The following is a 15,951-nucleotide window of genomic DNA, read 5'->3' as shown; positions in this document are numbered from 1 at the left end:
TCAAAATCACCGGGCAGGTCGTCCTCCGGATTCCGCCAAACGCGCCGCGCCCTCGACGTAGATCTCCCGGCGGCACACCGCATCCCGCAGCGCGACCAGCACACACAGCTCGTACGGGATGCGCTCGACCCTTCGTGCGAACACGCTGGGTCAGTGTCGAGGCTGGTCTGGAGAAGCGCCCCGGCGAGACGGAGTACGACCGCTACTGTGCACGGCACCGCCGTAACCACCCGCACACCCCGCCGACCCGCCGGGAGTACGAATACCGGCATACCCGGCGCCAGGAGGCCCATCCGAGCAGCCGCTGCTGATCCACTGGGGTGCCGTTCCGCCCGTTGACCGGCCGGCACCCGACTCCGGCGTCCGACCCCCTCTTGGGGCCAAACAATCATGCGAGCAGCGCGTGGCGTCGTGTTCCCCGACGTCACGCGGGTGAGCATATGCGGACCCAGCCTTCTTCCCGCACCGAGGCGATGCGATGCCCGACCGAGCCGACCATGTCCGCCCCGAGAGCGTCGCGCCAAGGTGGATCTCGCGGCACCGGCCGCCGGAGCAGTCCCTGTTCAGCGGCATCTACGGACTGGTGCTGGCCAGCGCCCTGGTAGCCGCGCTGGACGCGACCGGCGAGAAGGCCGAGCCCGGTCCGGACGCGCTGTGGGTCCTGCTCACCGCGCTGGCGTCGGGCGCCGCCCATGGGTACGCGCACGTCATCGCCCAGCGTGCGTCCGCCGGCAGGGCAGCCACCACGAGCAGACTGCGGTTGGTGCTCGCCGAGTGGCCCCTGGTCGCCGCCGTGCTGCCCACGGTGGGGATGCTACTTGGCGCGGTAGCGGGGTGGTGGGCAGAGGCCACGGCGGTGGACGCGGCCCTGCTGTTCAACACCGTCACCTTGTTCGGCTGGGGCGCCTGGGCCGCCCGCACCGCCGGGCACGGATGGCCGTCCTCGTGCCGGGCAGGGGGCCTGGACATGCTGATCGGCCTGGTGATCATTATCGCGAATGCCCTGATCAAGTAGCCGGGCCGTCGGGTGCCGTATCGGCGAGAAAGGCCGCGAGTCCTTGATCCATGGGCGCCCTTTCTGTCCCGCCACTGCCGGAGTCGACAACCTGCGTCGCCTCGTCTTCACCCGGACCGCAGATCGGTCGGACACGATGAAGACCCTTCAAAATCCCGAAGTTACGTCACCCGGCGCCGAGACACTCGGAGGAGGAAGGATCCCCTGGCCACAGCGGTCGAGGCTCACTGGGGCTCAGGAGAACTCCCGTGATGTCGCGCAGTCCACGGCGTCGCCGCAGGACTACGATCCGGCCGTGTCGGCCGCCGCGCTCCTCGCCGCGCGAGTCGCCTCGTGAAACCGGCGCCATTGGATTGAATTCCCTGAGCTTGCCAGCGGGCGTTGACCTCTCACACGGCGTCACTGGCCAACTGGAGATCAAAAAGGCCAGCCACCAGGTTGTGGCCGCTCGTCCGGAAGCGTGGCCACAACCCCACAGTCGGCCAATCTGAGCGTCGCGCTTAGCCAGTGTGCTCGAGGGGTGGCCGCGTAGAGGACGGAGCGGGCCTCCTCATCCTCCAACTCGCGCTGGAGCACAGGACACTCTGCGACTCCGCTCCACCGCCGCCACGAAACCCAAAGCAGGCCACGGCCCATGACGGCATCGACGGTCCTGGTGACTCCGGCCCTCACTAGTCTAGTTTCGTACTAGAGTGGATTCGGTGGTACTCCCCAATGCTGCTTAGAGGGTGGGATGGTGAACGCTTCGGCGGACTGGCAGGCGGGATGGCTGCGGGGAGCTCTCGAACTCGCTCTCGCCGCGGTGCTGGCCGAGGGGCCCAGGCACGGCTATGCCCTGGCGCAGCGCCTGGCCGAGCAGGGCTTCGGCCGGGTACGGGGAGGCGCCCTGTATCCGGTGCTGGGGCGGATGGAGCGCGACGGCGTGGTGAGCGCCACGTGGGAGCCGGGCGAGGGCGGGCCGGGACGCAAGGTCTACGCGCTCAGCGCGGCCGGGCACGACAGGCTTCGGGAGCAGCGGGCGCAATGGGCCCAGTTCTCGGTCCTGATGGACGAACTGCTGGCAACTGACCGATCAACGGAGGGAAACGAATGACCGCGAAGCCCAGTGAGGCGCATGAGACCTATGAGACGTGGGCGGCGCGTCTGGAGCTGCGGCTGGCGCTGCAACCGGACATGCACCGGGCCGCGATAGTGGAGGTGCTCGCGGAGACCGCCGAGTACTGCACGGAGACGGACGAGCACCCGCGAGACGCTTTCGGGGACCCGGACGAGTACGCCGTACAGGTTGCCCGGGAGCGCGATCCGGTCGGTGAGCGGGCCGGGCGCGACTGGGCCGGCCTTCGTCCGGCCGACTACCTGACCAAAGGCATCTACGGCGGTGCCGTCTTACTGATGGTCGGGGCCGGCCTGGCGCTCGCCCGCGGCGAATGGTGGGTCAACCTCACACTCGCGAGTGTTGCCGGGTCCATCCTGGTCGTCGCTGCCACGCTGGCGAGCGGCCCGGTCCTCGCGCTGCACGCCGAGGGGCGGCCCAAGGCCGCAGCCGCCGTCACGGCCGGCACCCTGGTCCTGGTCGTGGTGGGTGCCGTTGCCTTCCTCGGACTGCCGCGCGATCACATCGGGCGGCTGCCGGCGTGGATATTCGCCGCATGCGGGGCCCTGCTCGCTCTCCTGGCCTGGCGGTTGGAGTCCTCCACCGACTCGCGGCGGAAGACCGCGACGGCACGGGCGCAGGAGGCCGACCGCACGGAATCCGCGATCCCGGTGGGGGCTGACGCGTCGGATGCCGAGCGGTGGCTGCGCCACCTCGGTGACCTGCTGTCCGGCAGGCACCGCCTCCCGCGACGCCGAGTGCGGCAACTGGTCGCCGAGGCCCGGGACCACCTCGCCGCCACCGGGCATACCCCGGCCGAGGAATTCGGCCCCGTGGAGGTCTACGCCCTGGAGCTGGCCGAGCACGCCGGTCCACGCGTCTGGTGGACACGCGAAAGCGGGCAACTCGCGCTGTCCGGCGGGCTGTTCACCATCTGGGGACTGGACCGCCTCGTCAACGGCGACTTCGGCTGGGCCTTCTGGTTGTGTGCCGCAGCCCTGACCATGACCTTGTCGCTGCTGGCCGCCCGCATCGTGAAAAACCGTTCCTGAGCCCGGCTGGACGGCGCGGGCCGCACCACGCCGAACCACTTCGCCAGCGCTACTTCCGACAGGGCGGCCTGCGGGGTAGGTGCCGTTCAGGATGCTGTCACTCAGGTAGTCCGCGATCTGCCGGTACTTCGGCCACGTGTTCATACGCGTTCTTCGGCGCCATGCAGGCCCTCCGAGGCCGTGGTTCTGGGCGGTCCCGGACAGCACCCCCTCATCCCAGTAACAATGTGTCCTGGCTACCCGACCCATGCCCTCCGGCTTCCCGACGTGGGGCCGGGTGTACGCGCACTCCGCCGCTGGCGCGATAGGTGCTGGTCAGGGAGTTTCCATGACCGGCTGCGTGATCGACTCGCGGTCCGTCAAGGCGGACGCGGTCATCGGTGCGGACAGCCGCGACTTCGACGGCGGCAAGCCGGTCAACTGCCGCAAGGGGCCCGTCGCCGACACCCTCGGCCCGCTGCTGGGCGAGATGGTCGGCGGATCGGGATCAACCGGACGGCGACTGACGGTCCGAGACCTGAAGACAGCCCCTGCGTGATCAAGGGGAGTGGTCGTAGACGGTCAGTGCGCGCAGGACCGGCTGTCCGGTGCGGTCGTTGAGCGGATCGCGGCGGTCAGCGCGAGGGTCCACTGCAGGAGGCGAACGGCCACGCCGCCAGATGCCACTCAAGCGGCACGCACGCCACGGCGCGCTGCCGCAGCGGCAACGGCAACGGCAGGGAAATGTGTCGCCCTCCGGGTGCAGCGGACCGTACCGTCGCCCTCATGAAGCTGCTCTCCGTCAATGTCGGCAGGCCCCGCCCCAACCCTTGGAAGGGTCTCAGCGCGACAGGTATCGACAAGCGGCCCGTCGACAGCCCAGTCACCGTCGTCGCCCCCGGCCCCAAGGGCACCGGCACGGTCGGTCTCGTCGGCGACCGGGTCTTCGACGTGAACCACCACGGCGGCTCCGACCAGGCCGTCTATGCCTATGCCCGCGAGGACCTCGACGGATGGGAGGCCGAGTTGGGCAGGCCGCTTGCGAACGGCGTCTTCGGGGAGAATCTCACGACCGCCGGCCTCGACGTCAACGGCGCCCTGATCGGTGAGCGTTGGCGCATCGGGCCAGACGTCGTCCTGGAGGTGTCGTCCGCGCGGATCCCGTGCGCGACGTTCCAGGGCTGGCTGGAGCGTGACGGTTGGATCAGACAGTTCACGCAGGCAGCACGGCCGGGCGCGTATCTTCGCGTGATCGAGCAGGGGGACATCCGCGCTGCCGATCCGGTCGAGATCGTGCACCGGCCCGACCACGACGTGACCGTCGGGCTCGTCTTCCGCGCGATGACACGTGAACCGGAGCTACTACCGCGGCTGCTGGTCGCCGACGCACTACCGGAGGAGGGCAAGGACCTGGTCCGCAGGCGCACGACGGCATAGGTCATCGATTCCGGGGGGATCGATTTCAGGGGGATCGATTTCAGAGGGATAGTTTGCGCGCATGAGACGACGGAGTGAGGCCAAGGTTCGGCTGTGACGCCAGGCTTGGACTCCCCCGCCACCGCACTGTACGTGCCGACAGACGACCTGCTCGAGGAATCACCGCATCTCGCTCCGTGGCGGCCTGCCGTGGGGACCGGAGGCACGGCGTTACATGGACAACGGCGTGCCGAACAGGAGGGTCCTTCTCATCCCGAAGGGCGCGGCCTCGCAGGCGCCCGTGAACAGGTCGGAGAGGGCGAGTTCCCAGAACGGCGCCGTCGCAAGCAATGGTGGCGACGCTTTGTAGATGTCGGCGGTGCGGAACACGTGGACCAGGGCCATGGCGATGCCTGAGAGCGGAAACGGCGTCATCCACAGCAGCATGAACACCAGGATGCCGAGGCATGCGTGGGCCCCGGGGACGGCACCGGGTCCTTGGTGGTGAGGTCGAAGAACTGGCCGGTGCCGACCATGATGTCCACTCGGTCGGGCCCGCTGGTCCTTGTCGGCTCAGCGTTGCGTGGCCGGGCGGATGACGAGCTCGCTGACGCCCACACCGTGTCCCACGTCAACTCACCGGTGGCGATGCTGTTGCCGTAGTCGACCCGGAACTCAGTCACCAGCTTGCGGGCGGCGAAGCAACAGGCGGTGCCGATGCAGATCATGTTCTCCTTCGTCGCGTAGGTGATGATCCCGCGGTCGTCGGACGCCCAGTTACATGCTCCGCGCTGCCGGGCACCGGTTGCTGGTCGGCGGGTCCAGTCGAGTTATTCCTCCTCCAGGAGCGGATCCTCCGATTGCGGCCGGGACGGCGCCGACTTAACTTCGAAGTCGTCACGGTTCGTGACGAAGCCGACATTATTCTCATGTCGGCTATCCCATGATGGACATCGAACGGAGCATTCATGTCGGTGATGACCGGAACCCAACCCATGCAGCAGGCCGGCGCGCAGGTCGGCGGCCCGCAGCAGATCTCCCAGCTGGTTCAGCAGGCCATCCAGCAGGCGTGCCAGCAGACGGCCCAGCAGGTCGCGCAGCAAGTGCAGCAGACGTTCCAGCAGATCCAGCAGATCCAGCAGCAGCTCCAGCAGCAGGGCATCGCGCAGCAGGCACACCCGTACCTGGCTCTCGCGCTGCACCGCTCGCTGCACTCGGGCATCCGGCACGCCGTGGAGCAGTCCGTGCAGCAGGCGCTGCCGACCGCGATCGTGACGCTGCTCCAGCAGAGCCAGCAGAGCACGCAGGGCGCGCAGGGCGCGCAGGGCGCGCAGGGCACGCAGCCGTGGGGCAGTGGGTTCGGCCAGCAGCACCAGCAGCCGTATGGCCAGCAGCCGTTCGGCCAGCAGTACCAGCAGCCTGGCTTCGGCTTCGGCCAGATGGGCCAGCCGTTCGGTATCGGCTGACCTAAGGGCGGCGCGATGCGGTGTGCCCGGAGCGGTTCCCGGGCGCACCGCATCAGCGTGCAAGCGCGAGCCGCCCGTCGCCGGATCAGAAGCACAAGTACGCACAGCTACGACGTAGGCGTGGTGAAGGTGGACGTGATGGTCAAGGAAAAGCCCGGAAACAGCCGCGCGAGCGGATCCGAGGGCGAGGGCGCTGGTGGCTCCCCGCCTGAGGGCAGACGAGCAGTGCCACGCGAGACGGGCGCGCCGACGCCGCTCGCTGTGCAGCCGCGCCGGGAGCGGTACATGGTGACACCGCTGCCGCAGCATCTGCTCCCGCCAGGAGTACCCGAACTCAGCATGGACGCCGTGTGCGACCGGCTGCAGCGCATGCCCGAGGTCAAAGTGACCCGCAGGCTCCAGCCGTCGGAGAAGCTCCAGTCGGGCGGGTTGCATACTTCCTGCCCGGAAATCGCGGTCGTGGAGGCGGCGGAGGCCCAGGTGCCGGCGATGCGGTCGCTGCACGTGCACATCGAGCCGGACCTGCCGCTGTCCGGAACCGGGCCCGCTGCCACACCGACCGCGGGGATCGTGCCGCTGCGCGATCCGGCGCTGGTCGCGCCGCTCGATGAGCCCGTGGAGATCTCGCTGCGCGTCTGCGGCCCGGACGACGAACCGCTCGCCGGCGCGGCGGTGTACCTGATCGGGTCGTCATGGCCGGGCCAGGGCATCACCCGTGCCGACGGGACGGTCACCGTCACGCTGGTCACGGAGACCGCGGAGTCTGTTCAGTCCCTGTACGTCCGGCCCGCGGGCGACTATGCGGACCGCTGGATCAGCCGTCCCGACCTGTCGGCGACCCAGGAGAATCTGGTCACCCTCACCCCGCTGGCCAAGGTGTACCCGGGGCTGGACGAGAGGCAGCGGTACGGCTGGGGCCAGCAGGCCATGCGGCTGGACCGGCTGCCTCCCACGTTCCGCGCCTTCGGCATCAAGATCGCGGTCATCGGTTCAGGTGTCGCCTCTGAGCACCCCGATCTGAAACAACGGGCGCGCTCCGGGGTCGATCTCGTCCGTGGTACGGAAGAGGGGTGGGCCCAGGACAAGGCGGGCACCGGCACCCACGCGGCGGGCATCATCGCCGGGGCGGACACCGGCAAGGGCGTCATCGGCATCGCGGTCGACGCCGAGCTCGAGATCTGTCAGGTGCAGCCCGGCGGCTGCTTCAGCGACCTGATCGCCGCTCTGGACCACTGCATCGACCACGAGGTCGACATCGCCCACATCGAGGTGGCGGCCCCGTACGCGTCGGCGCTGGTCTCCCGCAAGCTCGCCGATGCCAGCGCCGCGGGCATCGCCTGCGTCGCCCCGGCGGGCGACACAGGCGGACCGGTCGCCTTCCCCGGCTCGCTCCCGACCGTGTTCGCTGTGGGCGCGCTCGGAGCCTTCGGCTCGTACCCACAGGACACATCCCAGGCCACCCATGTGGGCCCGCAGCTGACACCGGAAGGGCTGTTCGCCTCCCCGTTCAGCTGCTACGGACCGGGGGTCGACGCGGTCGCTCCCGGCGTGGCAGTCCTGTCGTGCTCGGCGCAGGGCGGATACACCGCACTCGACGGCACCGGCACGGCCTCGGCCCATGTCGCGGGTCTTGCCGCCCTCGTGCTGGCCCACCACGAGGACTTCCACGGCCAGTTGCTGCCCCGCGGAGCGAGCCGGGTGCAGCACCTCTTCAACATCATCTCCGCCAGCTGCCGCCAACTGGCCGCCCCGGGCACCGTGGAAGCCGCGCGCGTCGGCCGCGGCCTGCCGGACGCTCTCGTCGCCCTGGGCCTGGCCCCAGGGGTACACCTCGCCCCGGCCCTGTCCCCCTACGTCTCGTCCATGGCCGGTTAGGACCGGTTGGGTCACAGCCAGGCCACGTCCACCAGCGGTATCTCCGAGCGGCGCCCGCCCCTGAAGGGACGGGCGCCGTTCGGCCGGCCGCCCGCTTCAACGGCGCCGACCCCGACGCGTCATGTCGCCGCGCCCGCGAAGGCGCAGCTACGAGAGCACGTACGCGACATCACAGAGATCAGTAACGGATCAGTACTCGGGCGGGTGTGGCGGCGGCTGGTGGTGTGCCGGCGCCTGTGGCGCCTGCGGAATGGGCCTGGCCCTCGACGGGCGGCGCGGGTCCGCGTCGACGGCGGCGGCGTCGGCGGTGAGGCTGCCCAACAGGGACAGTGCCTCCTCGGACGGGCTGCCCGGGTCGGCCTGGTAGACCACGAGCTGCTGGCCGGGAGCGCTGTTCACGGTCAACGACTCGTAGTGCAGCGTCAGTTCGCCGACCAGGGGGTGGCGGAAGCGTTTGGTCTCGTGGGTCTTCTGGCGGATGTCGTGGCGGGCCCACAACCGGCGGAAGGCCTCGCTCTTGACCGACAGCTCCCCGACCACCTCGATGAGCCGGGAGTCGTCGTAGTCGGTGCCGACGGCGGCACGCAGCCCGGCGACGGTGTTGACCGCCACCCGGTCCCAGTCGGGGTAGAAGTCGCGCGCGTCCGGGTCGAGGAACACGAGCCGGACCAGGTCACCGCTGTATGCGTGGCCGTCGAACAGGGCCTTGCCGAGGGCGTTGGCGGCCAGCACGGTCAGGCAGTGGTCCATGACCACGGCGGGGGTGTGCGGCCAGGCCGTCATCATGCGCAGCAGGTGGGGGCTGACCTGCTCCCGCCGAGCAGGCCGGCGTCGCCTGTCGGGGGACGGGCGGGCGAGCCGGTGCAGGTGCGCGGCCGCGTCCTCCTCCAACGCCAGTGCTCGGGCCAGGGCGTCGACCACCTGCGCCGAGGGGTGGCGTTCGCGACCCTGCTCCAGCCGTACGTAGTAGTCCGTGCTCACGCCTGCGAGCTGCGCGACCTCCTCGCGGCGCAGTCCCGCCACGCGCCGCCGGGCCCCGGCCGGCATGCCGAGGTCCTCGGGCCGGAGCAGCTCGCGGCGGGCCCGCAGGAACTGCCCGAGCAGGTTCGCCGTGTCGATGTCCATGGCCTCGAGGCTAGACCCGGGGCCGGGGCCCGCACGAGTGCCGAGGGTGGGCGGGACACTCCTACCATCCGCTCTCCGGCCCCGGCAGGGATGCTGGGGGTACCGAGCCGATGTACGCGACTTCGAGAGTCATCTGCCCATTGGAGAAGCGGCCCGGCTGGTGAGCCGTACGCCTGAGCCCGAGCCCGGGTAGCGGCCCGCGCGGGCCGCTACCCGGGCTTGGCTTGGGCCCGGTCGGAGCATCGGTGTGATGAGCCCCCAGGCCACGTACGTGACTGATGTGGCCGGGCATCAGACTCTCCAACGCACTACCGGTAGGCGCCCGGCCCGCCCGGTCCAAAGCCCGGCTCGGGGCCTGTCCGGCGGATCATGCCGGACAGGCCCGTGGTCCCGAGGAGGGCTCAGCGCTTGAGCGTGAAGGTGAAGTCGCCGGAGGGCTTGCCGGTCAGCCGGACTGACGAAACGAGCTTCCCCTCCGTGATCAGTCGCTCGATCTCGGCCCGCGAAAGACCGCAACCCTCAGCGATCAGGCGCACCGGCCGGACAGGGATCCGGGCCGCAAAGCGGACCGATACATCGATCACATCGCTCACCTCGCGGTCCAGGTGATCCGATCCGTCGGTGTCGAGTCGCCAGGCGTTGTCCCAGTCGAGGGCGATGCGATTGCGGCGCCGCACGACCGGATCCTGGAGCAGCTCAGCTGCCAGGCCAGGGTCGTTGTCATGCATCCGGTCCAACAGTTCAGGTCGTACGGAGCGCACGTTCATCCGCTCCAGGACCGTGAGCTTTGCCGTGTCCCCGCAAGCGGTACAGAGCGCGAGGAGCCAGGCGTCGAGGACCTTGTGGTTTGCGTTGACGCGAAATTTACCGTTTGCCCGGAAGCCCGCGGACGCGCACGCGTGGCAACGACGGAGAACGGTCGGCAGGCAGGTGGGCATGACCACCCAGCTATTGAGCACAGAAGCACACCGGTTTCAGTGAGAAGTCCGCAGCAAAAAGGAGCGCGGCGCAGCACATGCGCGACGCGCGACACATCAGCTCTCGGGAGGTCTCACAGGGTGTACAACGGCACGTCCTTGCCTGGGCGACTTGTCTCGGCAGCACGGTAAGGCCGAACGGCGGCGTTGATCAACGGGTTTTCGTGCGCCTCACCGCCAGGTTCCATTCGGCGGATCATGGGCGAAGCCAGAGCCAGATCGCGGCGACGGTGACGGTGCCGGTGCTATGGAAGGCGTAGGCCCGCTTGTCATACCTCGTGGCCACGGCCCGGAAGTTCTTGAGCGTCTCTCATCAGCTAGGCGATCCCGTGCAAGACGTAGTGTCTGGCGCGGGTTCTGCCCATCGTGGAGGGGTGGCGTGGGCGTGCAGGTGGAACCCTGCGCCCAGTGCTGCTCCTCGTGGCCGATGCCGGTTGGTGGGTGTGCTGATCGTCGTCACGCCCTGGTGCCGGTGGGCTGCGCGGGGCAGCCGTCTGCGGTCCGTGTGAGCGTGTCCCTCCGGACGCTGGCCCGCCGGACCCGTGGGCCTGGTGGGGGAGGGTGTCCGGCGTTGCCTGGGCGTCGGACGTGTGGTGCGGTGCCGGGTGGGTCCGGTCTTGGACCGGTCCCGGCTGGTCTTCTGTGCGGGTGTGATGACCGCGCCCGCTTCGAGTGTGTCGATCACCGTGCGGATGGCCATGGCACCGGTGGTGCGGTCGGTGACGGTCTTGGTCTGGTGGGTGAGGCCACGGGCGGCGCCATTCGACTCAGGTACTCACCTGCGACCCGACACGGGCACCCGACGCACGGCATGACGCCGGCGGATGACGAATCACCAGGGATACCCAAGGAAAGACGTGAGCCTATTGAAAGGAATGCCCGCCGCCCAGGCGGGCGACGCGGATGCCGTCCACGACTGGAATGAGCTGCGGTGCGTTGCCCCACTGCCCTGGTGTGATCACACCAGCAGTCGTCTCCTGAATGCCGCAGGCGTCGAAACAGCCGGCAGCCCTCCGGAGGCCAATGACTGGGTCAGCGGCGGAATCGTCATGCAGTCGCCGACCGGATGCGTCACTGGAGGGAGTCGCTTCGAGCCGACTCCTGCCGCTGCTGGTACTGATCGTTCCAGAGGTCGGCCAGCTCGCCGAGTGCGCTGTTGATGCGGCCGAGTTCCCAGAGCAGGTAGATGCCGGCTCCGGCGAATGGGAGCCACTCACCCCAGTGGAAGATGAGAACCGGCATATACAGCAGGCCGACCAGGACAAGGAATTTGACGAAGATCTCGGCCGTGTACGTCTGTTTGCGTTCGACGATGACATGTTCCCCGCGGCCGTGGATCCACTGCAGGCGCGATCTCATGGCTACCCCCTCGGGCTCTGGATCGACATCATGCCGTCCGCCGCGCTGCGAGTGCCAGTGCGCGATCGGGGCGGGTCAGACCTCAATGTAGGCGACGACGACCACGGTGCGCAGGGCGGTGACGAGTATCGGACACGAACCCTTCACAGGCACCTACTGAGCGAGGAGAACCCGCTTGCGGAGCAGTTGGAATCCGGCATGGCCGATCATCTGACGCTTGAGCAGCTTGCCGCGGTTGACATGGCCTTCGACGACGCCGGAGTGCCAGGGGAGTGGAGAGTCCGGCGAGGACCGCGTCCATGTCCCGTTCGGGGCGAGGGACAGTAGGTGGTACGTCAGCGCCGTAGCAACTGAACGATGGAGACGGAGCCGATCGTCACGATGAGGGCCCGCAGGGTTGCGGGGCTGAAGCGACGGCCCACTTTGGCTCCGATCTGGCCGCCGAGCATGGAACCGAACGCGATCATCACAACGGCTGTCCAGTCGAAGTCCGCGACGAAGAGGAAGAAGACCGCGGCGATTGCGTTGACGACGGCGACGAGAACATTCTTGACGGCATTGAGGCGTTGCAGAGTCTCGTCCAGGAGCATCCCCATCAGGGACATGTAGATGATTCCCTGCGCGGCGGCAAAGTAGCCTCCGTAGACGCTGGCGAGTGTCAGGCCGGTGAACAGCAGCGGGCCACCGTCGCGGCGGGCCAAGTCGCCGGTCGCTCCGCGGCGGCCGCGCACGATCTTGCTGATCAGGGGCTGAAGTGCGACCAGGACGAGGGCAAGACTCAGCACGGCCGGCACGATCCTCTCGAACGCCGCCGCGGGCAGCGCGAGCAGGAGCGTGGCCCCTGTGAAGCCGCCCAGCAGCGCGCCGACGCTCAGCTTCAGGATGCGCCGGCCCTGTCCGCCGAGTTCCTTTCGGTAGCCGAAGGCCCCGCTGACGGAGCCGGGGATCATGCCGAGTGCGTTGGAGACCGTCGCGGTGACAGGTGGCAGGCCGGTGGCGAGCAGAACGGGAAAAGTGATCAGCGTCCCGGAGCCGACCACGGTATTGATGCCGCCGGCGCTCACGCCGGCGGCGAATACGGCGAGAGCCTCCCCCAGTGTCATGCAACGCCCCTCCGTGCAACGTCCCTGCCCCCGTGGTCGGCCGAGCGGCTCATGCCGCGCAGCGGTAGCAGCACCCGGCCGACACCCCAACACGGCGGTGACACTTGCTGCGGTCGGCACCGGCCCTGCTTTGCGGCGTCCGGCGTCCGGCGTCCGGCGTCCGGCGTCCGGCAAGGTGCTCATGGAGCCGACGCTAGACGCGAAACGCTTCGGCACTCGCCGAACCATCCCCGCTCCGCTCGCGGGCACAGCCCGAACAGTTGGCTGACGGCAGTGTCGCGAGCGGCTCGGGCTGACTCCCGTGAACCACAGAGTTTCGGCAGGTTGAGCCGCCTCGGCATTCGCCGGTGCGGCAAAGATTCTGACATGTGTACCAGCGCATCGCCGGGAAGCGCGGTCATCGGTTCGGTGAGCGCGGCAGGGCGTCGTCCGGCTGCGGTGGTAATTACTCCCTGCGGACGGGCACGTTGACGTCGTCGACGTTGATGTGGCCCCAGCCGCCCGTTGCCTGGTCGACGACTTCGATGTAGATCCGTTCGCCGATGTGGGCGGACAGGTCGATGGAGACGCGGCGGTATTGTTCGGCACCGCGGCCGGTCGCCTTGGCGAGTACCTTGCCGTCGCCGGCGCGGACGACAGCCGCGTAGAGCCGGTCGAGGTCGTTGCCGCCGGACACGAGCAGATCGACTACGCCGTCTCCGCCGAGGGCCACGGTGCCGGAACGCAGCACGCCCGTGGCATCGTCGCCCCGGTCGGGGTTGAAGCCCCACAGGTGGTGGCCGGACGGGTCGTCCTCGGTCTCGGCCTGGTAGAAGGGTCCGCCCCAGCCCCAGTCTGTGCGGGTGGTCACATTGGCGTCGCTGAAGGCCGTGCCCGAGACCACGGTCCATCCGGTGAGGTCGCCGGTGGCGAAGTCGTGGTTGGGAAGGGCGTCGACGTCTGTCGGGCGCGGCGGATCGTATGCGGCCGGGGCGACGGGGGTGTCGTAGGCGCCGTTCATCCGCCAGACGTCCAGTTCCAGGACCCGGGCGGCGCCTCCCTTGGAGGTCAGCCGCAGGCCGGTGGCGTCCTGCCTGGTGGGATAGACGCGGCTGGTGAGGCTGTTGGTCCCGTTGACATACGCCTCGAGCATTGAGCGGTCGAGCAGGACCCTCAGTCGCAGTCGCCCGCCGTCCAGCTCGACGGCTCCCCCGTGCACGGTCTTGCGTACGTCCGGGTCGAGGCTGGAGCGGCTGCGATCGATCCAGAAGCGGCGCTCGGCGGTGTCGTAGGAGAGCAGTGTTTCCTCGGTGCCGTCGGCGCAGGCCCTGACTGCCAGGGTGATCCTTTGTGCGCCGCGCGGCTCGATGACGGCGCTGATGTCCAGCAGGTCGCCGGAGACCTCGGCGAGCCTCCGGTTCGCTTCCTCGACGGAGGCCTGCCGGATCCGGGCGAGCCTCTTGCCGCGGAGGCCGGCTGCCTCGGCGATCGGTTCGACGCCGAGGGTGTTGTCCTTGCGCAGTGAGACGCCGATGGGCATCCCGGCGTTGTGCGCCCAGCCGGACTGGGCGTGTTGCTGTTCACTCCGGCGGTCCTGGGTGATGCTGAAGAGCACGGACCGGCCGTCGGGGGTGACGAAGCCGGAGGGGCCGGTGAAGTGCTCGCCGAAGTCGAACTCGCGGGGCTTCTCGCGGTCGGGCTGGAAGCGGCAGTCGCGCTTGTCGAAGGTGCCGATCCAGTAGTACGTGTGCTTGACGGCGTTCGGGTTGAACGCCTCCCACCAGGGACTTATCAGCAGGATGTGCTTGCCCGTGTGCGCGCCCCGGGGGCCGGGGAGCGGGAGGAGGACCGGCAGTTCCCAGACCTCGCCGGGCTCGGGCTGTGTGGCGAGGTCGTTCCAGTGCAACGGGCCTCTGTACTTCCACGGTCCCTCGGGCCCGCGTGCGGTGTAGACGAGTGCGGTTCCGCCGTGTTTCCGGGCGATCTGCGTGCCGTTGTAGTCGACGATGCCGCTGCCGACCAGCTGGTACCAGACGCCGTCTTCCTCCCATACGAAGGGATCGCGGAAGTTCTCCGCCCACGCGGTGCCCGGGCCGGCCGGGAGACCTGCTGGCGCTTCGGTGACCGGCTCGGACTTCATCGTCCAGGTGAGCAAGTCCGTCTCTCCGTCGGTCGGGTAGGCGGAGACCGCGATGCCGGTGCGCTGGCGGTGGGGCAGCCGGTCGTCGCCGCCGGTGAAGAAGAGCACCGGCCCCCGGTCGCCGTCGACGTATGCCGAACCTGACCAGCAGCCGTCCGGCCCCACCGAGTCCGCGGCGGGCGCGAGGGCGATGGGGAGGTCTCGCCAGTGCACCATGTCGGTGCTGACCGCGTGGCCCCAGTGGATCTGGCCCCAGTAGGGGCCGAGCGGATCGTGCTGGTAGAAGATGTGGTACTTGCCCTTGAAGTACACGGGCGCGTGCGGCTCGTTCATCCAGTGCCAGGGCGGCAGCATGTGGAACTGGGGGCGGTGCCGGTCGCCGTCGAATCGGGTCCGCTGCTGGAGCAGGTCCGGCCGGGGAACGCGCCGGCCGGTGAGCGCCGCGAGGCTCTCGGCGTGCTCCTGCCGCGCCGTCGGATCGTCCAGGGTGCCCGGGCGGATCACGACACTGTCCATCAACCCCATGTACATGTTTGCGTGGAACTCGCCGTTCAGCAGCGTGGATCGGTTGTGCCGCCCGATGAGCAGGGGCTCGCCCGAGGCCAGTTCGAGGGCCTTGTCCGGGGCGGTGGCGGTGCCGATCAGCCGGCCGTCGCGGTAGAGGCGCAGTTGCCGGGCGGCCGGGTCGTAGGTGGCCGCGACATGGGTCCATCTGCCCTTGGCGGCCGGCTGGTCCGGGGCTCCCTCGACCTCGATCAGGTCGGTCCCGAAGCCGAGTTGGAAGACGATCTGGCCGAAGCGGCGCAGGCCGAGCAGGAATCCGGTCTTCGCGTCCGGGTCGTGCTGGTTGACCAGGGCCTGGGGCTTGCCGTCGATGCCGTGTTCGTACGCGTAGGGCGCGATCCACACGTCGAGGGTGATGCCGCGGGTGGGGTCGAGTTTGCCAGGACCCTGGGCGGTGACGACCGTCGAGTAGCCATCGAAGTACAGCGCCCGGCCGCGCACCCCGCGGCGCCGTACGGGATCGCTGTCGCGCTTGTAGCGGGCGTCGTTGAAGACGTAGTCGATGGGGTCGGCGGTGCCCGAGACCGCCTCGCGGGTGACCGTGCCGGCGTGCTCGTCGAAGTCCCAGCGGGCGGAGGGGCTTCCAGGCGGACGCCGCTCCCGGGCGGTGGCGACGGGAGCAAACGAGAACGGGACGATCGCACCGCCGACGACGGCGGACACGACGCTGAGGGCCGTTCTTCTCCTCATGGCTGACTCCTGGGTCGGCGTGGCAGGCTGACGCCGTGCCAAATCGTTTTAACCGGTGGCTCGGTATCGTTCGCGCGCCGTGTCAGCTAAAGCAAGGGCTAACGCGAGCCGATTTACC

At 69.1% G+C, this 15,951-nt stretch carries 16 protein-coding genes and 4 pseudogenes; 9 read left to right on the top strand and 11 right to left on the bottom strand.

The genetic code is table 11. The features are described 5' to 3' along the window. Window positions 1-6: 6 nt before the first annotated feature. Window positions 7-144, bottom strand: a complete 138-nt coding sequence (locus ACTWQR_RS07285; RefSeq protein ID WP_443226077.1) for a hypothetical protein — start codon at window positions 142-144, stop codon at window positions 7-9. On the opposite strand from ACTWQR_RS07285, the gene ACTWQR_RS07280 reads away from it, so the two are divergent. From ACTWQR_RS07280 to ACTWQR_RS07260, 5 genes are all read left to right on the top strand, one after another. Next, window positions 135-311, top strand: a complete 177-nt coding sequence (locus tag ACTWQR_RS07280) for a CstA-like transporter-associated (seleno)protein (RefSeq protein WP_443226076.1) — start codon at window positions 135-137, stop codon at window positions 309-311. The genes ACTWQR_RS07285 and ACTWQR_RS07280 overlap by 10 nt on opposite strands. A 167-nt stretch (window positions 312-478) precedes the next feature. Then, window positions 479-1,015, top strand: coding sequence for a hypothetical protein (locus ACTWQR_RS07275; RefSeq protein ID WP_443226075.1), 537 nt, complete (start codon window positions 479-481; stop codon window positions 1,013-1,015). 733 nt (window positions 1,016-1,748) lie between these two features. Further along, the gene (locus ACTWQR_RS07270; protein ID WP_443226074.1) at window positions 1,749-2,108 is read left to right on the top strand and encodes a PadR family transcriptional regulator; all 360 of its coding nucleotides are present in this window, start codon (window positions 1,749-1,751) and stop codon (window positions 2,106-2,108) included. Further along, a complete protein-coding gene (locus ACTWQR_RS07265; RefSeq protein WP_443226073.1) occupies window positions 2,105-3,160 on the top strand; it encodes a hypothetical protein in 1,056 nt (351 codons plus the stop codon). The genes ACTWQR_RS07270 and ACTWQR_RS07265 overlap by 4 nt, the downstream gene beginning before the upstream one ends. 328 nt (window positions 3,161-3,488) lie before the next feature. Next, window positions 3,489-3,698 (top strand): hypothetical protein, encoded by a 210-nt coding sequence (locus tag ACTWQR_RS07260; RefSeq protein ID WP_443226072.1) that lies wholly within the window; start codon window positions 3,489-3,491, stop codon window positions 3,696-3,698. On the opposite strand, the pseudogene ACTWQR_RS07255 reads toward ACTWQR_RS07260, so the two are convergent. Next, a pseudogene (locus ACTWQR_RS07255) lies at window positions 3,699-3,817 on the bottom strand (IS982 family transposase); the annotation flags it as partial. 108 nt (window positions 3,818-3,925) lie between these two features. On the opposite strand from ACTWQR_RS07255, the gene ACTWQR_RS07250 reads away from it, so the two are divergent. Together ACTWQR_RS07250 and ACTWQR_RS07245 are read left to right on the top strand one after the other, a co-directional pair. Next, window positions 3,926-4,576, top strand: coding sequence for an MOSC domain-containing protein (locus ACTWQR_RS07250; RefSeq protein ID WP_443226071.1), 651 nt, complete (start codon window positions 3,926-3,928; stop codon window positions 4,574-4,576). Window positions 4,577-4,669: 93 nt separating this feature from the next. After that, window positions 4,670-4,771 (top strand): annotated as a pseudogene (locus ACTWQR_RS07245) (IS982 family transposase); the annotation flags it as partial. A 15-nt stretch (window positions 4,772-4,786) separates the two neighbouring features. On the opposite strand, the gene ACTWQR_RS07240 reads toward ACTWQR_RS07245, so the two are convergent. After that, window positions 4,787-5,002, bottom strand: coding sequence for a hypothetical protein (locus ACTWQR_RS07240; protein WP_443226105.1), 216 nt, complete (start codon window positions 5,000-5,002; stop codon window positions 4,787-4,789). Continuing rightward, entirely contained in the window at window positions 4,987-5,283 is a 297-nt protein-coding gene (locus ACTWQR_RS07235; RefSeq protein WP_443226070.1) for a hypothetical protein, read from the bottom strand. Before ACTWQR_RS07235 ends, ACTWQR_RS07240 begins: the two co-directional genes overlap by 16 nt. Window positions 5,284-5,532: 249 nt before the next feature. Here ACTWQR_RS07235 and ACTWQR_RS07230 point away from each other — a divergent pair, with 249 nt between their 5' ends. Both ACTWQR_RS07230 and ACTWQR_RS07225 read left to right on the top strand, forming a co-directional pair. Next, on the top strand, window positions 5,533-6,021 hold the full coding sequence (locus tag ACTWQR_RS07230; protein WP_443226069.1) for a hypothetical protein: 489 nt from the start codon (window positions 5,533-5,535) through the stop codon (window positions 6,019-6,021). Window positions 6,022-6,141: 120 nt separating this feature from the next. Beyond that, entirely contained in the window at window positions 6,142-7,896 is a 1,755-nt protein-coding gene (locus tag ACTWQR_RS07225; protein WP_443226068.1) for a S8 family serine peptidase, read from the top strand. 189 nt (window positions 7,897-8,085) lie between these two features. Here ACTWQR_RS07225 and ACTWQR_RS07220 read toward each other — a convergent pair whose 3' ends face one another. The 7 genes and pseudogenes from ACTWQR_RS07220 to ACTWQR_RS07190 form a co-directional block, all read right to left on the bottom strand. Continuing rightward, window positions 8,086-9,021: a helix-turn-helix domain-containing protein gene (locus ACTWQR_RS07220; RefSeq protein ID WP_443226067.1), complete on the bottom strand. Its 936-nt coding sequence runs from the start codon at window positions 9,019-9,021 to the stop codon at window positions 8,086-8,088. 401 nt (window positions 9,022-9,422) lie between these two features. Then, a complete protein-coding gene (locus ACTWQR_RS07215; RefSeq protein WP_443226066.1) occupies window positions 9,423-9,980 on the bottom strand; it encodes a DUF1062 domain-containing protein in 558 nt (185 codons plus the stop codon). Between the two features lie 214 nt (window positions 9,981-10,194). Then, a pseudogene (locus ACTWQR_RS07210) lies at window positions 10,195-10,302 on the bottom strand (IS5/IS1182 family transposase); the annotation flags it as partial. Between the two features lie 574 nt (window positions 10,303-10,876). Then, window positions 10,877-10,966, bottom strand: a pseudogene (locus ACTWQR_RS07205) (IS5/IS1182 family transposase); the annotation flags it as partial. Between the two features lie 103 nt (window positions 10,967-11,069). Further along, on the bottom strand, window positions 11,070-11,357 hold the full coding sequence (locus ACTWQR_RS07200; protein WP_443226065.1) for a hypothetical protein: 288 nt from the start codon (window positions 11,355-11,357) through the stop codon (window positions 11,070-11,072). A gap of 335 nt (window positions 11,358-11,692) precedes the next feature. Further along, the gene (locus ACTWQR_RS07195; RefSeq protein ID WP_443226064.1) at window positions 11,693-12,460 is read right to left on the bottom strand and encodes a sulfite exporter TauE/SafE family protein; all 768 of its coding nucleotides are present in this window, start codon (window positions 12,458-12,460) and stop codon (window positions 11,693-11,695) included. A gap of 445 nt (window positions 12,461-12,905) precedes the next feature. Next, complete coding sequence (locus ACTWQR_RS07190; protein WP_443226063.1) at window positions 12,906-15,833, bottom strand: GH32 C-terminal domain-containing protein; 2,928 nt, start codon at window positions 15,831-15,833, stop codon at window positions 12,906-12,908. Window positions 15,834-15,951 lie beyond the last annotated feature (118 nt).

It is taken from the genome of Streptomyces sp. 2A115 (assembly GCF_052245575.1).
Lineage (GTDB): Bacteria > Actinomycetota > Actinomycetes > Streptomycetales > Streptomycetaceae > Streptomyces.
The sequence above is the reverse complement of the archived record's forward strand: the minus strand, read 5'-3'. Positions and strand labels throughout refer to the sequence as shown.

What these genes read in the sequence shown, in the direction of transcription:
- ACTWQR_RS07275 (WP_443226075.1), top strand. Translation starts at nt 479, where the DNA reads ATGCCCGACCGAGCCGACCATGTCCGCCCCGAGAGCGTCGCGCCAAGG.
- ACTWQR_RS07270 (WP_443226074.1), top strand. Translation starts at nt 1,749, where the DNA reads ATGGTGAACGCTTCGGCGGACTGGCAGGCGGGATGGCTGCGGGGAGCT.
- ACTWQR_RS07265 (WP_443226073.1), top strand. Translation starts at nt 2,105, where the DNA reads ATGACCGCGAAGCCCAGTGAGGCGCATGAGACCTATGAGACGTGGGCG.
- ACTWQR_RS07260 (WP_443226072.1), top strand. Translation starts at nt 3,489, where the DNA reads ATGACCGGCTGCGTGATCGACTCGCGGTCCGTCAAGGCGGACGCGGTC.
- ACTWQR_RS07250 (WP_443226071.1), top strand. Translation starts at nt 3,926, where the DNA reads ATGAAGCTGCTCTCCGTCAATGTCGGCAGGCCCCGCCCCAACCCTTGG.
- ACTWQR_RS07240 (WP_443226105.1), bottom strand. Translation starts at nt 5,002, where the DNA reads ATGCTGCTGTGGATGACGCCGTTTCCGCTCTCAGGCATCGCCATGGCC.
- ACTWQR_RS07235 (WP_443226070.1), bottom strand. Translation starts at nt 5,283, where the DNA reads ATGATCTGCATCGGCACCGCCTGTTGCTTCGCCGCCCGCAAGCTGGTG.
- ACTWQR_RS07230 (WP_443226069.1), top strand. Translation starts at nt 5,533, where the DNA reads ATGACCGGAACCCAACCCATGCAGCAGGCCGGCGCGCAGGTCGGCGGC.
- ACTWQR_RS07220 (WP_443226067.1), bottom strand. Translation starts at nt 9,021, where the DNA reads ATGGACATCGACACGGCGAACCTGCTCGGGCAGTTCCTGCGGGCCCGC.
- ACTWQR_RS07200 (WP_443226065.1), bottom strand. Translation starts at nt 11,357, where the DNA reads ATGAGATCGCGCCTGCAGTGGATCCACGGCCGCGGGGAACATGTCATC.
- ACTWQR_RS07195 (WP_443226064.1), bottom strand. Translation starts at nt 12,460, where the DNA reads ATGACACTGGGGGAGGCTCTCGCCGTATTCGCCGCCGGCGTGAGCGCC.
- ACTWQR_RS07190 (WP_443226063.1), bottom strand. Translation starts at nt 15,833, where the DNA reads ATGAGGAGAAGAACGGCCCTCAGCGTCGTGTCCGCCGTCGTCGGCGGT.